This window comes from Burkholderia sp. Bp9015, from assembly GCF_003853505.1.
In the GTDB taxonomy this organism is placed as follows: Bacteria; Pseudomonadota; Gammaproteobacteria; order Burkholderiales; family Burkholderiaceae; genus Burkholderia.
Genome location: NZ_QTPZ01000014.1, coordinates 138357 through 154515 on the forward strand (window position 1 = coordinate 138357; position 16159 = coordinate 154515).

Annotated in this window: 16 protein-coding genes, 1 tRNA gene and 1 pseudogene; 14 read left to right on the plus strand and 4 right to left on the minus strand. The window is 65.3% G+C overall.

Annotation, left to right across the window (positions count from 1 at the left end):
* Window positions 1-290: 290 nt before the first annotated feature.
* Both DIE12_RS17240 and DIE12_RS17245 read right to left on the minus strand, forming a co-directional pair.
* Window positions 291-983: a peptidoglycan DD-metalloendopeptidase family protein gene (locus DIE12_RS17240; RefSeq protein WP_124487595.1), complete on the minus strand. Its 693-nt coding sequence runs from the start codon at window positions 981-983 to the stop codon at window positions 291-293.
* Window positions 984-1116: 133 nt separating this feature from the next.
* Window positions 1117-2028, minus strand: a complete 912-nt coding sequence (locus DIE12_RS17245) for an aldose epimerase (RefSeq protein ID WP_124521309.1) — start codon at window positions 2026-2028, stop codon at window positions 1117-1119.
* Between the two features lie 486 nt (window positions 2029-2514).
* Here DIE12_RS17245 and DIE12_RS17250 point away from each other — a divergent pair, with 486 nt between their 5' ends.
* From DIE12_RS17250 to DIE12_RS38095, 9 genes and pseudogenes are all read left to right on the plus strand, one after another.
* The gene (locus DIE12_RS17250) at window positions 2515-3345 is read left to right on the plus strand and encodes an undecaprenyl-diphosphate phosphatase (RefSeq protein ID WP_124487597.1); all 831 of its coding nucleotides are present in this window, start codon (window positions 2515-2517) and stop codon (window positions 3343-3345) included.
* A 186-nt stretch (window positions 3346-3531) separates the two neighbouring features.
* Window positions 3532-3608: transfer RNA gene (locus tag DIE12_RS17255), tRNA-Arg, on the plus strand.
* A gap of 865 nt (window positions 3609-4473) precedes the next feature.
* Window positions 4474-4998, plus strand: a complete 525-nt coding sequence (locus DIE12_RS17260) for a hypothetical protein (protein ID WP_235879376.1) — start codon at window positions 4474-4476, stop codon at window positions 4996-4998.
* 524 nt (window positions 4999-5522) lie between these two features.
* Window positions 5523-5717, plus strand: coding sequence for a hypothetical protein (locus tag DIE12_RS17270; protein WP_124487598.1), 195 nt, complete (start codon window positions 5523-5525; stop codon window positions 5715-5717).
* A 57-nt stretch (window positions 5718-5774) separates the two neighbouring features.
* Window positions 5775-5987 carry an MbtH family NRPS accessory protein gene (locus tag DIE12_RS17275; protein ID WP_124487599.1) on the plus strand — a complete coding sequence of 71 codons (213 nt, stop codon included), beginning with the start codon at window positions 5775-5777 and terminating at the stop codon, window positions 5985-5987.
* Window positions 5988-6055: 68 nt separating this feature from the next.
* Entirely contained in the window at window positions 6056-7213 is a 1158-nt protein-coding gene (locus DIE12_RS17280) for a hypothetical protein (RefSeq protein ID WP_124487600.1), read from the plus strand.
* Complete coding sequence (locus DIE12_RS17285; protein ID WP_124487601.1) at window positions 7214-7888, plus strand: ABC transporter ATP-binding protein; 675 nt, start codon at window positions 7214-7216, stop codon at window positions 7886-7888.
* Between the two features lie 18 nt (window positions 7889-7906).
* A pseudogene (locus DIE12_RS17290) lies at window positions 7907-8092 on the plus strand (hypothetical protein); the annotation flags it as partial.
* Between the two features lie 195 nt (window positions 8093-8287).
* Window positions 8288-8452 (plus strand): hypothetical protein, encoded by a 165-nt coding sequence (locus DIE12_RS38095; RefSeq protein WP_185500370.1) that lies wholly within the window; start codon window positions 8288-8290, stop codon window positions 8450-8452.
* A gap of 125 nt (window positions 8453-8577) precedes the next feature.
* On the opposite strand, the gene DIE12_RS17295 is transcribed toward DIE12_RS38095, so the two are convergent.
* Both DIE12_RS17295 and DIE12_RS17300 read right to left on the minus strand, forming a co-directional pair.
* Window positions 8578-8772: a hypothetical protein gene (locus DIE12_RS17295; RefSeq protein WP_124487602.1), complete on the minus strand. Its 195-nt coding sequence runs from the start codon at window positions 8770-8772 to the stop codon at window positions 8578-8580.
* Complete coding sequence (locus tag DIE12_RS17300; protein WP_124487603.1) at window positions 8750-9148, minus strand: hypothetical protein; 399 nt, start codon at window positions 9146-9148, stop codon at window positions 8750-8752. The genes DIE12_RS17295 and DIE12_RS17300 overlap by 23 nt, the downstream gene beginning before the upstream one ends.
* 101 nt (window positions 9149-9249) lie before the next feature.
* On the opposite strand from DIE12_RS17300, the gene DIE12_RS17305 reads away from it, so the two are divergent.
* From DIE12_RS17305 to DIE12_RS17325, 5 genes are all read left to right on the plus strand, one after another.
* Window positions 9250-9444, plus strand: coding sequence for a hypothetical protein (locus tag DIE12_RS17305; protein ID WP_044844870.1), 195 nt, complete (start codon window positions 9250-9252; stop codon window positions 9442-9444).
* A 152-nt stretch (window positions 9445-9596) separates the two neighbouring features.
* Window positions 9597-10874: an HlyD family secretion protein gene (locus DIE12_RS17310; protein ID WP_124487604.1), complete on the plus strand. Its 1278-nt coding sequence runs from the start codon at window positions 9597-9599 to the stop codon at window positions 10872-10874.
* 11 nt (window positions 10875-10885) lie between these two features.
* Window positions 10886-13108: a peptidase domain-containing ABC transporter gene (locus tag DIE12_RS17315; RefSeq protein ID WP_124487605.1), complete on the plus strand. Its 2223-nt coding sequence runs from the start codon at window positions 10886-10888 to the stop codon at window positions 13106-13108.
* Between the two features lie 3 nt (window positions 13109-13111).
* Window positions 13112-14539, plus strand: a complete 1428-nt coding sequence (locus DIE12_RS17320; protein ID WP_124487606.1) for a TolC family protein — start codon at window positions 13112-13114, stop codon at window positions 14537-14539.
* Complete coding sequence (locus tag DIE12_RS17325) at window positions 14521-16125, plus strand: acyltransferase domain-containing protein (protein WP_124487607.1); 1605 nt, start codon at window positions 14521-14523, stop codon at window positions 16123-16125. The genes DIE12_RS17320 and DIE12_RS17325 overlap by 19 nt, the downstream gene beginning before the upstream one ends.
* Window positions 16126-16159: the final 34 nt, after the last annotated feature.

The following is a 16159-nucleotide window of genomic DNA, read 5'->3' on the forward strand; positions in this document are numbered from 1 at the left end:
ATGTGCGGACTCGTGCAACGGGTGCGGCTCAGTGCACGATTCCGTCATGACGCATAAGATCACGACAAAACAGTGATATGACCATGGATTTGCTTCTGATAGCTGCGGGGTTCAGCCTCTTCGGAATCGGGGCGCTGGTGGCGTTCGCCAGCCGTGTCGATCCGCTGTCCGGCCGGTTCACCGGCCGTCTGCGCAAGCGCTGACACAACCTTCCCGTTCTCCCTCTCGACGACATGCGATGCGTGCCGGCATCGCGTGTCGTCCGTCGTCTGCCGTCGACGCTGGCGCGCTCAGCGCGCCGGCAGGTAGCGTGCCGGATCGATCGAGCGGCCACCGTAGCGCAGCTCGAAGTGCAGCGCGGTGCGATCGCTGTCGCTGTTGCCCATCTCCGCGATCGTCTGCCCCTGCGTGACCGGCTGGCCTTCCTTCACGAGCAGCGCGCGGTTGTGCGCGTAGGCCGTCAGGTAATCGGCGTTGTGCTTGAGGATGATCAGGTTGCCGTAGCCGCGCAATCCGTTGCCCGCATAGACGACGGTGCCCGGCGCGGCGGCCAGCACCGGCGTGCCCGCAGCGTTCGCGATATCGATGCCCTTGGATTTCGAGCCGTCGAAGCTGCGCACCACGTTGCCGGCGGCCGGCCAGATCAGTGCGATGCTGGTGGCCGGCTTGACCGCCGATTCGACCGGCGCGGAAGGCGCGGGGCGGCTGCGGCCCGCGCTGCCGGTGCCGGTGGTCGACGCCGTCGTCGTGCCGGGCGGCGGCGCGACCCGCAGCACCTGGCCGACTTCGATCGCGTCGGGGTTCGTGATCTGGTTCCAGCGCACGATGTTGGCCGTCGACGTGCGATTCTCGCGCGCGATCTTGTAGAGCGTGTCGCCGCGCTCGACGCGGTAGTAACCCGGGCCGACGGGAGCGGAGCCGCACGCGACGAGCAGCGCGGCGCAGGCGGCCGCGAAGAGCCGCTTCGTTGTTGTTCCGATCATTGAACCTCGCAAAACCCTGCCGCGCGCGACGCGGCAGGCGATACAAAACGTCCGATTTTAACGGGTTCGACCCGCGCACCGCAGTTTTGGGCAGCGGGCGCGGCCGGCGCGCACCGGTTCGGCGCGGCCGGTGTCAGCCGGCGAGCGGCAGCACGCGAATCCGCAGCGTGGCCGTTTCCGTCGCGCCCGGCGCGAGCGTGCGCAGCCCGAGGCCGTTGTGGATCGCGTCCGGCAGGCCGAGCCAAGGCTCGACGCAGTAGAAGTCCGATTCCGGTTTTTCCGTCCAGGTCGTGACCGCGTACCACGGGATCGAGCCCGGTACGTCGAGCGCGATCTCGATCGTGCGGCGGCGGCCCGGCATCACGATGCGTACCGGCGTGGACGGCGCGCCGTCGAGACAGTGGAAGCGGTCGAGGATGTCCGGATCGCCGAGGCTGTACGACGCTGCGCCGGGCTCGAGCGGGCTGATCGAGCCGTCGGCGCGCTGCATGCAGCGGCGCGTCGGCGGCAGCTCGAGCGTGGTTTCTGCACGTTCGCCGTGCGGCAGCGCGAAATAGAAATGATGGCCCGCGTAGTAGGGCAGCGGCGTGTCGCCGCGGTTGGTCGTGGTGAGCGCGACGTCGAGCGTGTGCGCATCGGCGAGCCGGTAGGTCGTCTCGAACCGGAAATCGAACGGATAGCTGTCGCGCAGCGCGTCGTTCGCGTCGAGCGTCATCGACAGTGCGGCGCCGTCGGCCGACGGCCGTGCCGCGAACGGCAGGTCGCGCGCGAAGCCGTGCATCGGCAGGTCGCGGACCACGCCGGCGGCATCGCGCCAGCGGCCCAGTTCACCGTCGACGCGATGGCGGCCGAGGAACGGAAACAGCAGCGGATTGCCGCCGCGCACGCGCGCGAGGTTGCTCCAGTCGGCCGCGTCCGGCCAGAAGATGACCGGCTCGCCGTCGACGTGCCACGACAGCAGGCGGCCGCCGAATTGCGGGGCGACCCGGACGAGCGACGGGCCGGCGTGGAGTTCATGAATGTCGTGCTGCTGGAAGATCGGCATGGCGAATCGGTATGAACGGGTGGGCGGGGTGCGCGATGGCGCGCTCCATTATCGGGTTGCGAGGCGGTCGGGGAAAACCCTTCTCGGGGAAATTGCGAGTTTTTCAACCTGCCGACGGTCTGGATAATGCCTCTAAACCGGTGATGTTGCCGGGTCATGACACTTCGTGGAGGGGGCCATGGATCTGGCAATGGCAATGGGAATCGCACTGTTCGGCATGTTCACCGGCAGCACGGTATTGTTTTTCTATCAGCTCGGCCGCTGACGGCAATTTCTGCCGGAATCGCAAGGCCCGCCATGCAAATGGCGGGCTTTTTGCTTTCTGCGCGCTTACAAATTGCAAGCGTTTGTGTGCATTGCCGCAATAACCAGTCAAATGCCTTGGCGCAGTAATCTGGGCTGGGCATAATCGGGGCGCGTTTTTTCGGACGCGCGATGCGTCGTCCGCTCTTCTACCCGACTGATCACCACCAAAAGGACCGACGCGTGAGTCTCTGGTTTCTGGTATTCCTGAGCGTCCTGCAGGGCGTCACCGAACTCTTCCCCGTCAGCAGTCTCGGCCACACGCTGCTCGTGCCCGCGCTGTTCGGCATGCACATCGACAAGCATGCGCCGCAGTTGCTGCCGTTCCTCGTCGCGCTGCACCTCGGCACCGCGCTCGCGCTGCTGTGGTATTTCCGCGCGCGCTGGATCGCGCTGATCAGCGGCTTCTTCGCGCAGCTCGGCGGCCGCAAGAACGACGACGGGCACCTGATGTGGGCGCTGATCATCGGCACGATCCCGACCGGGATCGTCGGCCTGCTGCTCGAGAAGCGCATCGAGCGCGTGTTCCACGACCTGCGGATCGTCGCGATCGCGCTGATCATCAACGGCGTGCTGCTGTGGATCGGCGACCGGATCCAGCGCAGCCGTGCGCATCAACCGCCCGAAAAGATGACGTTCAAGCAGGCGTTCTTCGTGGGCCTGGCGCAGATCGGCGCGCTGATCCCGGGTTTCTCGCGCAGCGGGCTGACGATGATCGCCGGTAACGTGGCCGGGCTGACGGCGGAGAAGGCCGCGGAGTTTTCGTTCCTCCTCGGCACGCCGATCATTTTTGCCGCGGGCGTGCTCGAACTGCCGAAGCTGTTCCATGCGCGCGACCAGCTCGCCGATGCGCTGCTCGGCGGCGTGCTGACGGCGATTGCCGCTTATCTGAGCGTGCGGTTCCTGATGCGCTATTTCGAAGGGCGCGGGCGGTTGGCCTCGTTCGGCGTGTATTGCGTGATTGCTGGGGTGTTCTGTCTTGGCTGGTTCATGCTGCATCCGCAGCCGGTTTGAGGGGCGCGGTGCCGCCGGTCGCGCGTCGCGCGTGATGTGACGCGATGATCGGGTATAATTTCGGGCTCGGCTTCATGCCGGGCCCGTTTCGTTTCGGGGTTTCGAGTTTTGGGTTGTCGTGGTGGTGCTCGAAGCCTTTCGCGTGAAATGCGGTCCGGGTTTTGTCGCCGTGTCTTTTCCCCTCGACCGCCCTTAGCTCAGTTGGATAGAGCAACGGCCTTCTAAGCCGTAGGTCACACGTTCGAATCGTGTAGGGCGGGCCAATGGAATCAGTGCGTTAGCTGATATTTATTTTCAAATTTCTCATCCTCTGTCGGCGCGCTCGTGTGGGCAGCATGTAGGTGTTTGTAGTCAACCACGATCGCAACCAATCCATGTGAGACCGGCGGCTCACTCTGACAAGCATTTTTGACGGCGTCGTAAGCTGAAATGCCGAGCCGGTCGCACGACAAGATCGAGGCGTGGATGCTTGGTAGGCTGACCTCTGAATGGTTGGGATTCTGGCTGTAGTACGCATGTGCGACTTCCCGGAATCTGCCGCCGTGCGATTGAGCACCTCATTGCGACGCACCGACACTTCGACCGAATCCGCGCCGAACGTCGCGACCTTCTCGGCTATCGCAATCGAGGTTGCGGACCATTGCACCGCCGCTCCGCCATTCACGCCGACCTGTACCTTGGCGAACTTGAGGTTGTTCTGAAACATATCGCATCAACGATGCACCTTCGATGGTGAACGAAAGCGCGACGACTGTCGGCGCATTCGTATTGGACACTGGTGTTCCCGTGGTCCGCTGGTCGGATTTCCCGCACTCAGTCAATAGTCCAATGGCTACGCACGCCAATGTCATTGTCCTCATGCTTCCCCGAGATGTCGTTATTGTGTTGATTTGAAATTGTGAGGCGCGCTGCAGGGGGCCGATGTTCGGCGACACCTATAGATTGAAGCTACTGCTGCCGTTAACCTATTCGAGCTATCTCCTTTAGCGGGATGGCTTACAAAATGAATGAGTTACGGGGAATGCTATGCGATGGATCAAATCACTAACCGCTCTTGCAGTGGTTAGTCTGTGTTCGGGTTGCGCTTATAACGTGCAAGTGTCGTCCCAATCAGGGGCTGCTGAAGTAATGAGCACCAAGGTCAAGCAGGACAAGGCGTATGTGGTGTTCAGTGACAACCTAGCGACTGCCGGGAAGGAGGTGAAGCCGGGGTTCCAGTGCGGCGCTCACCGATACCCCATGTATATCGGAGAGACCCTCGAAAATTCCTTGTCGAAGACGGTTGAAGCGGCCTTTCCTCACGCGGTCAGGAACGGCGGTGCAATTCCCACATTGGGTGACGGACTGGTTTTCAAGTTCGACCTCGCTGAGTTCGATCCGCGCGTCCGTTTTACCCCCGGCTTCTTCGTCCCGACAGCAGATGCGAACGTAGACATAGCAATTCGCGCCCGCGTATCTGATAAGGCGGGTAAGGAACTGATTGCGACGACGTTTCGCGGACAGGGACATTCGAGTCAAGATGGGTCTTGCGGCGTAGGTGCAGACGCGTTGGCGGACGCCGGACAGAAGGCAATCGCGAATGCGATGGAGAATTTCGTGGACAAGGTCATCAATACCGGAATCCTCGATTCGTCAACGACGGCGAGCAAATAGCCATTCGACTTGCGATCCCTCTTGATTGATAGATCGCGGTTGCGCCAATTGAGGCTTCGGGCGGTGACGGGAAACGTATCCCCGTCCCGCCCCTTGCTCGGAGTCTGTCAGTCTAGCCTCAGAGCGAAATCGTCGGCTCGCAGGTGCATATACCGCCGCAGCATGGCAAGCGTCTTGTGCCCGGCGATACTGGCAACTTCCATGATGTTCAGTCCGTGTTCAAAAAACGGCTTGTCGCTTCGTACCGGGCGCGGGCCCGCTGCGTGGGCCGACGGAAAGCCCGCCCGAACGCGTTAGCGGTTAGCCGCTTGACGAGGCAGTTTCTCACCGGTGCCGAAGTACAAGTCCGCCGAGGATGATGTCATTCCACCAAAGTTGCATGGTAACAGCCGCTACTTGGTCCTTGGCGTTAGTGACCATCGCTGCAACTTTGTCGAGCATTGCGGCATCCGTCGGCGGCGTTGACTCATCGAGTTCTTACTTTCGCCTGAAGGCGAGAATAACGGGCAGCATGGTGGTGCTGCATGTCCGTAGGCATGCAATTTTTCAAGATAAAGAAAATGCGCGCCATTATCGAGCGCCATATGACATCGCGTGGCAAATGTGCGCGCGCATTATGGAAATGCCTGAACCTGAGGTTAGGGTTGTCCGATCTCGAAAAGAGCGGAGAAAGCGAGCCCGATGCACACCCGGGCCGTACAGTTGCCATTCAGGCGTGAAATAATCTTTGTTCAAAAACGAGAACAGTTTTCTGAGAGAACAAAGAGAAACGCAGCATGAAGGAAATCGAAAGCCAGCGCCATGAGGCCGTGACGAATCAGGAGGGGCAGTATTCGATCTGGCCGACTTCTACGGAGATTCCGTCCGGCTGGAAAAAGGCCGAATTCGGCGGCACCCGGGAACCATGTCTCGACCACATTCGAAGCGCCTGGACCGACATGCGTCCGCTGATCGTGCGCCAAGCGATGGCAAGCGAGGGAGGCGCGTGAACGCTGCGGGGAAGGCCGGCCTGCAGGCCGCGAACAAACGGGCATCGAGGACGCTGATAGGTTGGCGCATGAAGGCCTATTCGCGTGTGGTCGCACAGGCTGTCGCGCGTCATGCGAAGACGCTGGCGATCATCGTCGGCACCTTCGTGTTCGGGCTACCGTTGAATGCGCAACTCGACCTGCTCGGCATGCCGATGAAAGTGTTGCTGGCAGAACACGCAACCGGACTCGGCGTGGCATCGGTGCTGGCGACCTTGTCGATGCTGGCTGCCGCGTCTGTGGCCGTGCAGGGCGATACGGTGTTCGGTGGCGCCGCGCGCCGCTGGAGCGCGAGTTTGCCAGGCGGGATCCGCGCGCATCGTGCGGCCGATTTCATCGTGACGGGCGCTGCCCTGTGGCCGTTCTGGATCATGCTTGCCGCGGCGATTGCGCGACACGTGCTGGGCGCGCGCGACATCGTGACCGGCCCAACCTTTGCGCTGGTCGTCGCGACGCTTGCGCTCGTCTGGACGGGCGCGCCGCTCGCGCTGCTCGCACGTTCGCGCGCGGCGTTGGCGGCGGTGTTCGCGGCCAACGCATCGTTGTGGATCGCACTTCGCTTCGGCGGCGCAGGGACCGCCTGCGCGGCACTTGCCCTGGCGTGCGGCGTTGTCGCACTGTGGCGCGCGCGGCTTGACGCGTTCGTCGAGCGCGAACAGCACGGAGCGACGTTGCTCCGCGGTGGGAATCCGTTCGAACTCGTTCGTGCGGTAATGGTGAACGTCTATGGTCATTCACTGCGGCTGGGCGGCTTGATGCTGGCCGTGCTGGCGATGATCTGCGGATGGATCGTCTCGATGCCCGACTATCTGTCGCGACATTGGGGCATCGTGAACGTGGTGCTGCCGTTCGCGCTGTACCAGATCGCGATCCTGCATGGGTGGATGCGCGACGAATCAGGCCGGCTGACCAGTTGGCTGGGCAGCTTGCCACGCGCGATTGCCCGCTTCAATCGGGCGGCGGCGATGAGCATCGTGGGGCTGTCGAGTGCGTATGTGCTGGCGATTTGCGTGCCGTTCGCAATTGCAACCGACGAAGGCCGTCGCTACGCCATCGTCTTTGCGTGTTATGCCGGCCTCGCCACCGCATTGGCTGCATGTCGCTGGTGGGGCGCGAGGGCGTCTCGAATCGTCGACATGTTTCTGACGGCGGGCTGTGCCATCGCTTGCTACGGCATGCTGAAATAGATGGAAAACGACATGAGCATCTTGAGAGTGGCGGGGCTGGGCAAGCGATACGCCGGACGGACGATCTTCAGCGACGTCGAATTGGAACTGCAGGCAGGAGTCTATGCGCTGAGAGGCAAGAACGGCAGCGGCAAATCGACGTTGCTGAAATTGCTGGCAGGCGTGGTCCGGCCAGACGAGGGCGTCGTCGAAGTGGGCGGTCACGCGATCGACCGTGCAGCGGACAAGGCCAAGGCCTGTACCGGCTACATGCCGGACAGTGAGGAGTTCTACGATTTCGTGACACCATCGTCGGTATGGCGGCTGATTGCCGATGCGCGGGGGACGAATCTCGAGCAGGGTCTGGTGACGGCCGACCGCCTTGGGTTGACGCGATACGCCGACGAACCGCTTGGCGCGCTGTCGCAGGGAACGCGCCGCAAGGTATTTCTGGTCGGTGCGTTCATGGGCCCTCCGGCCTTGATACTGCTCGACGAACCGAGCAATGCACTCGATGCCGCCGCACATGCGCAGCTGTGCCGGATGATTGCGGCCGCGGCGCCGACGTCGGTCGTGCTGATGTCGACCCACGACGCGGAACTGGTCGCCGCGACCCGCGCGCGCATCGTCGAACTGACGGCACACGGTATCGTCCTGTCGAGACCGTCGAACGTTGCAATGCATGTCGAGCAGTGATGACGGGACCGGCGCGACGCGCATGACGCGCCGCGCTTCCCGGCGCCGTGGGCCGCACGCCAGGATGGCTGCTCGGACGACGACTTTCGCGGCTACATCGGCAGGATCGAATCGGCGGCCCCGTGCAGGTTCGGCGAGACGCCGCTGTCGTCGCAGCGCAAGTACCTGCTGAAGCAGACCGCGAGCACGGCGTTCGCGAAGATCTGCCGTTTCTCCTGTCGCGTCACGGGATACACGTGCGCTCCCGGTGCGTTGCACATTCTGCAGAAAATGCGAATGTCCCCCGGATGCCAAAGTGTTTTCGCGGAATAGCCCTTCCGCGGCACAGCGTCGGCCACGGATACTGACAGCCATACACGTTCCGCATTCGCGGACGCCACACCGATCCCTGCATGATCGATGCCGCGGACACCGGACGACTATGCGACGCCGCTCGGCGGCGTCGGCGAGCCGGGGCTGCCGCCGGTCGCACCGGCGCTGACCAACGCGATCTTCGCGGCGACGGGCACGCGCATCCGCAGCCTGCCCGTCGCGGACCAGCTCGCGAAGCCGAAAGCGGCGTGATGCCGTGCTGCGCGCCGGGCCGTCCGCAAGGCCCGGTGCGTATATTCGCCCGCGCGCCCGCCGTTGCGTGCGGCCCGTTCATGCACTCTGTTTGCATATCAATTCGACGGATTCCATCGGGCCGATCAGCCGCCACGACAATCACTTTCCGGCATCAACTGCGGGAATTCAATCTCGACATTTGCGCCCAGAATTCCACCTGAAAATAGAATCAATAGCCCTCTGATATCGGGTTTGCCCGATGGTGCGGTATCGTACAAAGAGGGGCCGGAAAGTGTCGGATCATTGGCCCGTGAATTAATTTTTTGTAAGAAATTCATTGAGCAAAACCTGACGCGGCTCAATCATTTCTTGAGGGTTGATTGGGCGGCTGGTAATCGGTGCGTATCTGATTTTTTGCTGATTATCGGGCAAGTATTCATTCGCGCTTTCATTCTTTTGTTCCGCGACGTGCACGGTGCCGCGAGGTCCACTCACGGGGTGTCTGCTCGCCTGCAGACTGAAGTCGTCGAATCGGACGCCGGGCGGCGCGAGGATTAATTGCATATCGACAAACAGCCGGTTTGTCGAATGCTGATCGATCGTGAGGGCGTTGCGAAAGAATTCATCGCGATATTCGATCCGATGGGACGCCGCACGCCATCTGGCTGGAATGATCGATGAAATATAAACGGGCGATGGAGTCGTTTCGTTCATAAATTTAACATATTTAACGTATTGACCTGCGTCGCGATTCGCGGCGTGGTTCGATGCCCCGCTAGATGGGTTATCTAGCATTCTCAATCTGGAGAAACGCAATGCAAGAACTGAATCAGCAGGAAATCGCACAAGTTTCCGGCGGCTACTACGGCGGCGGCTCGATTTTCGACACGCTGGGCAACGTGGTCGAGCTGTACGGCCAGACGCTCTACAACGTCGGCGAAGCGCTGACGACGGCTGTCGTGGGCACGGGCAACGCACTGCTCGGCCTGCTGGGCGGTCAGCACGCGTAAGCCGAACGCGATTTCCGTGCGATGGCGCGCGCTGCGCCGCCATCGCGTGAATCGCGGACCGCCGCGGCACCGAAGCGGGGTGCCGCGGCGATCTTCCCGGGCAACCGGAACGCATCCCGTCGAACCCAATTGACAGTCAGTCATCCCGTATCTTGACGAACCCGACTTCTCTCTTCCGGCACGAAGCACAAAAGGCGCAGCGCGCCGGCGCGCTGGGCGAGATCGTGCTGGTGCGCCCCGTGTCGCTGACGCTGCTGGCGGCCGCCGCGGTCGCGATGGCCGCGTGCGTGCTGCTGTTCTTCACGTTCGGCACCTACACGCGTCGCACGACGGTCAGCGGCGTCGTGATGCCGGATGCGGGGCTGGTGAAGGTCTACGCGCTGCAGCCGGGGATCGTCGTCGAGCGCGACGTGAAGGAAGGGCAGCACGTCGCACGCGGGCAGACGCTCTATACGGTGTCCACCGACCTGCAGAGCGCGGCGCAAGGCGCGACGCAAGCCGCGCTGATCGCGCAGGCGCGGCAGCGCAAGGCGTCGCTGCTCACGGAAATGGACAAGACGCGCAGCCTGCAGCAGGACGAACGCGCAACGGTGCGCGCGAAGATCGCGAGCCTGGGCGGCGAGCTTGCGCAGATCGACGATCAGCTCGCGGCGCAGCGGTTGCGCACGTCGATCGCGGCCGACGGCGCGAAACGCTATCGCGGCCTGCTGGCCCAGGACTACATCTCGAAGGATCAGGCGCAGCAGCGCGAAGCCGACCTGCTCGACCAGCAGTCGAAGCTGAACGGGCTGCTGCGCGAGCGTGCGTCGACGGCGCAGTCGCTGACGGAAGCGAACAACCAGTTGGCCGGCCTCGACCTCAAGCAGCAGAACCAGCTCGCGCAGATCGACCGCAACGTGATCGACGTCGACCAGAACCTGATCGAAAGCGAGGCGAAGCGCCGGATCGTCGTCACCGCGCCGGAAGCGGGCGTCGTGACGGCGGCGATCGCCGCCGTCGGCCAGTCGGTCGATACGTCTAGGCCGCTCGCGAGCGTGGTGCCGGGCGGCGCGCGCTGGCAGGCGCACCTGTTCGTGCCGAGCACGGCGATCGGCTTCGTGCGGGTCGGCGAGCCGGTGCTGGTCCGCTACCAGGCGTTCCCGTACCAGAAATTCGGCCAGTATCGCGCCGAGGTCGTGTCGATCGCGCGCACGGCGCTGTCGGCGGCCGAACTCGCGAACGACGGCGGCCCGGCGGCGACGCCGGGCGAGGGGCGCGACGCGACCTTCTATCGCGTGATCGTCGCGCTCGATGCGCAGCACGTCACCGCGTATGGCGCGCAGCAACCGTTGCAGGCGGGCATGACGCTGCAGGCAGACATCCTGCAGGAGCGCAGGCGTCTGTACGAATGGGTGCTGGAGCCGCTTTACAGCCTCACCGGCAAACTCTGACGAGGTCGCGCATGGCACTACTCGATCGACTCTCGTTCGGCCTCGGCCGCCAGCTGCCGATGATCCTGCAGACGGAGGCCGCGGAATGCGGGCTCGCGTGTCTCGCGATGGTGGCCGGCTATCACGGCCATCACGTGGATCTCGCGACGCTGCGCGGGCAATTCCCCGTTTCGCTGAAGGGCGCGGGGCTCGGGCGCGTGATCGAGGTCGCGCAGCGCCTCGCGCTCGGCACGCGCGCGGTAAAGCTCGATCTGGCGCAGCTCGGCCAGCTTCGCCTGCCGTGCCTGTTGCACTGGAATTTCAATCACTTCGTCGTGCTGAAGGAAGTGAGCGGCAAGACCGCGACGATTCATGACCCGTCGCACGGCGTCCGCAAGGTGCCGCTCGCCGAAGTGTCGCGCGCGTTCACCGGCGTCGCGCTCGAACTGTGGCCGGCCGCCGGGTTCGCGCCGCGCGCGGCGCGGCCGGCGGTGAAGCTGCGCGAACTGCTCGGCCCGGTGTCGGGGCTGTCGCGCTCGCTCGCGCAGATCCTCGCGCTCGCGATCGCGCTCGAAGTCTTCATGCTGGTGCAGCCGTTCTTCCTGCAGTGGGTGATCGACGAGGTGATCGTCAGCGCCGATCGCGACCTGCTGACGGTGCTGGCGCTCGGCTTCGGCCTGTTGCTGCTGATGCAGCAGGCGACCGGCTCGATTCGCGCGTGGGCGCTGATGTACGTCGGCGTCACGCTGAACATCCAGTGGCGCGCGAACGTGTTCACGCACCTGCTGAGCCTGCCGGTGCGCTACTACGAGCGGCGCCATCTCGGCGACGTCGTGTCGCGCTTCGGTTCGATCGACACGATCCAGCAGACCCTGACCACGTCGTTTCTCGGCGCGGTGATCGACGGGCTGATGACGATCGTGACGCTCGCGATGATGTTCGTGTACAGCCGCGTGCTCGGCCTGGTCGCGCTGGCGACGATGGCGCTGTACGCGCTCGTCCGGTGGCTGTGGTACGGACCGCTGCGGCGCGCGACCGAGGACCAGATCGTGCACGCGGCCAAGCAGCAGAGCCATTTCCTCGAAACGGTGCGCGGCGTGAAGACGATCAAGCTGTTCAACCGCCAGACGGAGCGCCGCGCGAGCTGGATCACGCTGCTGGTCGAGCAGGTCAATGCGAGCCTGCACGTGCAGAAGCTGCAGATCTTCTACCAGCAGCTCAACGGCCTGCTGTTCGGCATCGAGAACGTGCTGATCATCTGGCTCGGCGCGCGCATGGTGATGGACGGCCAGTTCACGGTCGGCGTGCTGATGGCGTTCAACGCGTACAAGAACCAGTTCGACAGCCGTGTCGGCAGCCTGATCGACAAGTACTTCGAAGTCAGGATGCTGCAGCTCCAGGGCGAACGGCTGGCCGACATCGTGTTCGCGGCAAGCGAGCCGGACCCGAGCCTGCGCAACGTGCCGGGCGAGGCCGACGCGCTCGACGCGAGCATCGAGATCGAGGCGCTGTCGTTTCGCTACGCGGAAGGCGAGCCGCTCGTGCTGGACGGCGTGAGCGCGACGATCGCGGCGGGCGAGTCGGTCGCGATCGTCGGGCCGTCGGGTTGCGGCAAGACGACGCTGATCGGCGTGCTGCTCGGCATCCACGAACCGACGGGCGGCACGGTGCGGATCGGCGGGCTCGACGTCGGCCGGCTCGGCGTCGAGCGGCTGCGCGCGCTGGTCGGCACGGTGCTGCAGGACGACGTGTTGTTCGCGGGCTCGATCGCGGACAACATCAGTTTCTTCGATCCGGACGCGGACCCGCGCTGGGTCGCCGAATGCGCGCGCGTCGCGGCCGTGCACGACGACATCGCCGCGATGCCGATGGGCTACAACACGCTGGTCGGCGACATGGGCACGGTGCTGTCCGGCGGGCAGAAGCAGCGCGTGCTGCTCGCGCGTGCACTGTACAAGCGGCCGGGCATTCTGGTGCTCGACGAAGCGACGAGCCATCTCGACATCCAGCGCGAGATGCAGGTCAACGCGGCCGTCACGCAGCTCGCGATGACGCGGCTGATCGTCGCGCACCGGCCGGAGACGATCGCGTCCGCGCAGCGCGTCATCATGCTGCAGGGCGGCAAGGTCGTGCTCGACCAGTCGACCGCCGCGATGCGCGCGGCGATGGCGGCAAGGACGTCCGCCGCTGCACCCGCCGCGCCGCAGCAGGCGACGCATGACGCCGGCGCGGCGGAACCGGTCGCGGGGCGCTGAGCGATGAAGCGTCCCCTCGCTACCGTGCTGGCCGTCGTCGCGCTCGCGGGGTCCGCGCCGCCGGCACGTGCGCAGCTGCTCGACGTGTACGGCACGCGCAATGACGTCGCGGCCACGCCGGCCGGGTCGATGGCGTCGGCCACCGCGTGCGGCGCACAGCCTGTCGACGCGCGGCCGCTCGCGCTCGAGGACGCGATCCTGCTGGCGATCTGCTCGCATCCGCAACTGAGCCGGACATGGTCGGATGCGCGCGCGGCGGCGGCCGAGGTCGGCGTGTCGAAGGCCGCGTACTGGCCGACGCTCAATGCGACGGCGGGTGTCGAGCGCGACAACCTGACGACGAACTACAGCGGCGGCTATTCGCAGGACCAGCGCAGCACCAGCCGCTACGGCATGCTCAACCTGAGCTGGGTGCTGTTCGATTTCGGCAAGCGCGGCGCGACGCTCGACCGTGCGCGCGCGCTGCTGCGCGCGGCCAACGCGGCGCACGACGATGCGCTGCAGAGTGTCTTCTACGACGCGGCGCAGGCGTTCTATGCGCTGCGCGACGCGCAGGCGGCACTCGCCGCCGCGCAGGCGGTCGAGCACGCGGCGCAGGAGAGCCTCGCCGAGGCGAGCGCGCGGCACGACGGCGGCGCGGGCACGCTCGGCGACGCATTGCAGGCGCAGACCACCTACCGCAAGGCGCTGCTCGATCGCGTGAGCGCGGAGGGCGACCTGCAGAGCGCGATCGGCACGCTCGCGACGACGCTGGGCGCCGACGCCGATACGCCGCTGCGCATCGCCGACGCGGAACCGTCGCCCGATCGCGACGACTTCACGCGCGGTGTCGCCGACCTGATCGCCGAAGCGAAGCGCCATCACCCGAAGCTGATCGCCGCGCGCGAAAAGCTCGAAGCGGCGCGCGACGAGGTGCGGGCGGTGCGCGCGCAGTCGTTGCCGACGATCTCGCTGACGGGCAGCCTCGCGCGCAACAACCCGTCCTACCAGCAGCAGGCGTCGTTTCTCCAGTTGCAGAGCAGTCACAGCAACTCGATCGGCATCCAGGTCTCGATTCCGCTGTTCGAAGGGTTCGCGTCGGGCTACCGGGTCGCGCAAGCGAAGGCGCAGGCGGACGCACAGGAAGCCGACGTGCGCAATACCGAACTGAAGGTGTCGCTCGACGTATGGAAGAGCTACCAGAGCCTGCAGACCGATACGACGAACCTGGACAACTCGCGGCATCTGCTCGATACCGCGCTGCATTCGCTCGACATCGCACGTGGCCGCTACAAGGCCGGCGTCGGCACGTTCACGGAATTGCTGAACGCGCAGTCGGCGCTCGCGGATGCGCGCCGGCAGCGTGTGCTCGCGGTGTCGAAGTGGCGGATCGCGAGACTGAAACTGGCCGAGAGCCTCGGGAGGTTGGGATTATGGAACGACGCGGGCTGAACGGCGCCGGGCCGGACGCGAGCGGCGCGCAAGCGCGCGGCTGCGCGTTCCTGTTCCCGGGACAGGGCGCGTTTTATGCGGGCGCGCTGCGGCAGCTGGGCCGCGAACACTCGAGTGTGCGGCTGACGCTCGACATGCTCGACGCGGTCGCGAGCGAGCGCCTCGGCCGCCCGCTGACGGGTGCGCTGTGGCGTGACGATGCCGGGCTCGACGTCTGGCTGCACGAAGCGCCCGATTTGCTGCAGCTCGGGATTTACGGCGCGTCGGTCGGGATGTTCGGCGTGCTGCGCGAGCGCGGCGTGACGCCCGACGTGCTGATCGGACACAGCTTCGGCGAGATCGCGGCGCTGGTGTGCGGCGGCATGTATTCGATCGAGCAAGGCGCGCGGATCGTCTGCGACCGGATTGCGTCGTTGCAGGCGGCGGCGCCGGCCGATGGGATGATGGCCGCGATCTCGACGGGTGCCGACGCGACGCGCGAGCTGATCGACGCGAGCGCCGTCACGCACGCGGTGCGCAACGTGTGCGTCGCGGTCGAGAACCATTCGTCGCAGACCGTCGTGTCCGGCCCGCGCGACGCGCTGGAGCGCTTCGTCGCGGCATGCGCGGCACGCGGCGTGACCGCACAGACGCTCAGGTCTCCGTATGGATTTCATCACACCGATCTGGCCGGCGCGCGCGAACAGTTCGCCGCGCGGCTCGCCGCGTATCGGCACGGCCCGCTCGCGATTCCGGTGTATTCGCCGATCCTCGGCCGCCGCTACAGCGGCGCCGACGATCCGGGCGCGCGGCTCGCGTCGCATTTCGTGCTGCCGGTGCGGTTCGCCGATGCGATTCGCGCGGCGTGCGCGGACGGCATCGGGCGCTACGTCGAATGCGGCGCGCTCAACGCGTTGGCGCGCATCGTCGTGCGCATCGCGGGGCCCGGCACGGTCAGGACGTTCGGCGGCCCGTCGAACGCGACCGAGGAATCGAGCGTCGTCACGACCATCACCCGTTATTTCCAGGAGGACAGCATCATGAAGGACGATATTCGCATCGGCAACGCCGGCTCCGGGTTCGACGCGTTCTGGCATGCGCGCGGACCGCACATCGTCGACTGGCTCAAGGGCGAGCTGCGTCACGCGTTCGATGCGGCGAGCACGGCGCCGGCCGGCGCCGCGCCGGTCGCGGCACCGACGCTCGCCGCATTGGCACCGCAGGCCGAGCCGCGCGGCGCGTCCGCGCCGCGCCTGGCAGCCGTGGCCGTGGCCGCGCCGACCCTGACGGCGGTGCCGTCGCCGTCGGCGCCGCACGAGCCGCTCGCCCCGGCGAAGCCCGCCCACGTGCCGCGCGAGCGGCTGTTCACGGAGCTCGTCGATATCTACGCGCAAGCGATGGAGTATCCGGCCGAGGTGTTCTCCGAAACGATCGAGCTCGAAGCCGAGCTCGGCATCGATTCGGTCAAGCAGACCGAGATCATCCAGCGCATCACCGCGCGCTACGCGCTGCCGCCGCTGCCGGCCAATTTCCGCAGCGGCGATTTCAAGGCGATGGGGCAGATCGTCGATTTCGTCTACGAGAACCAGGGGAAGGCGCTCGCCTGACGGCCGTGGGCTGAAACGTTGATCGGCAGGGGGG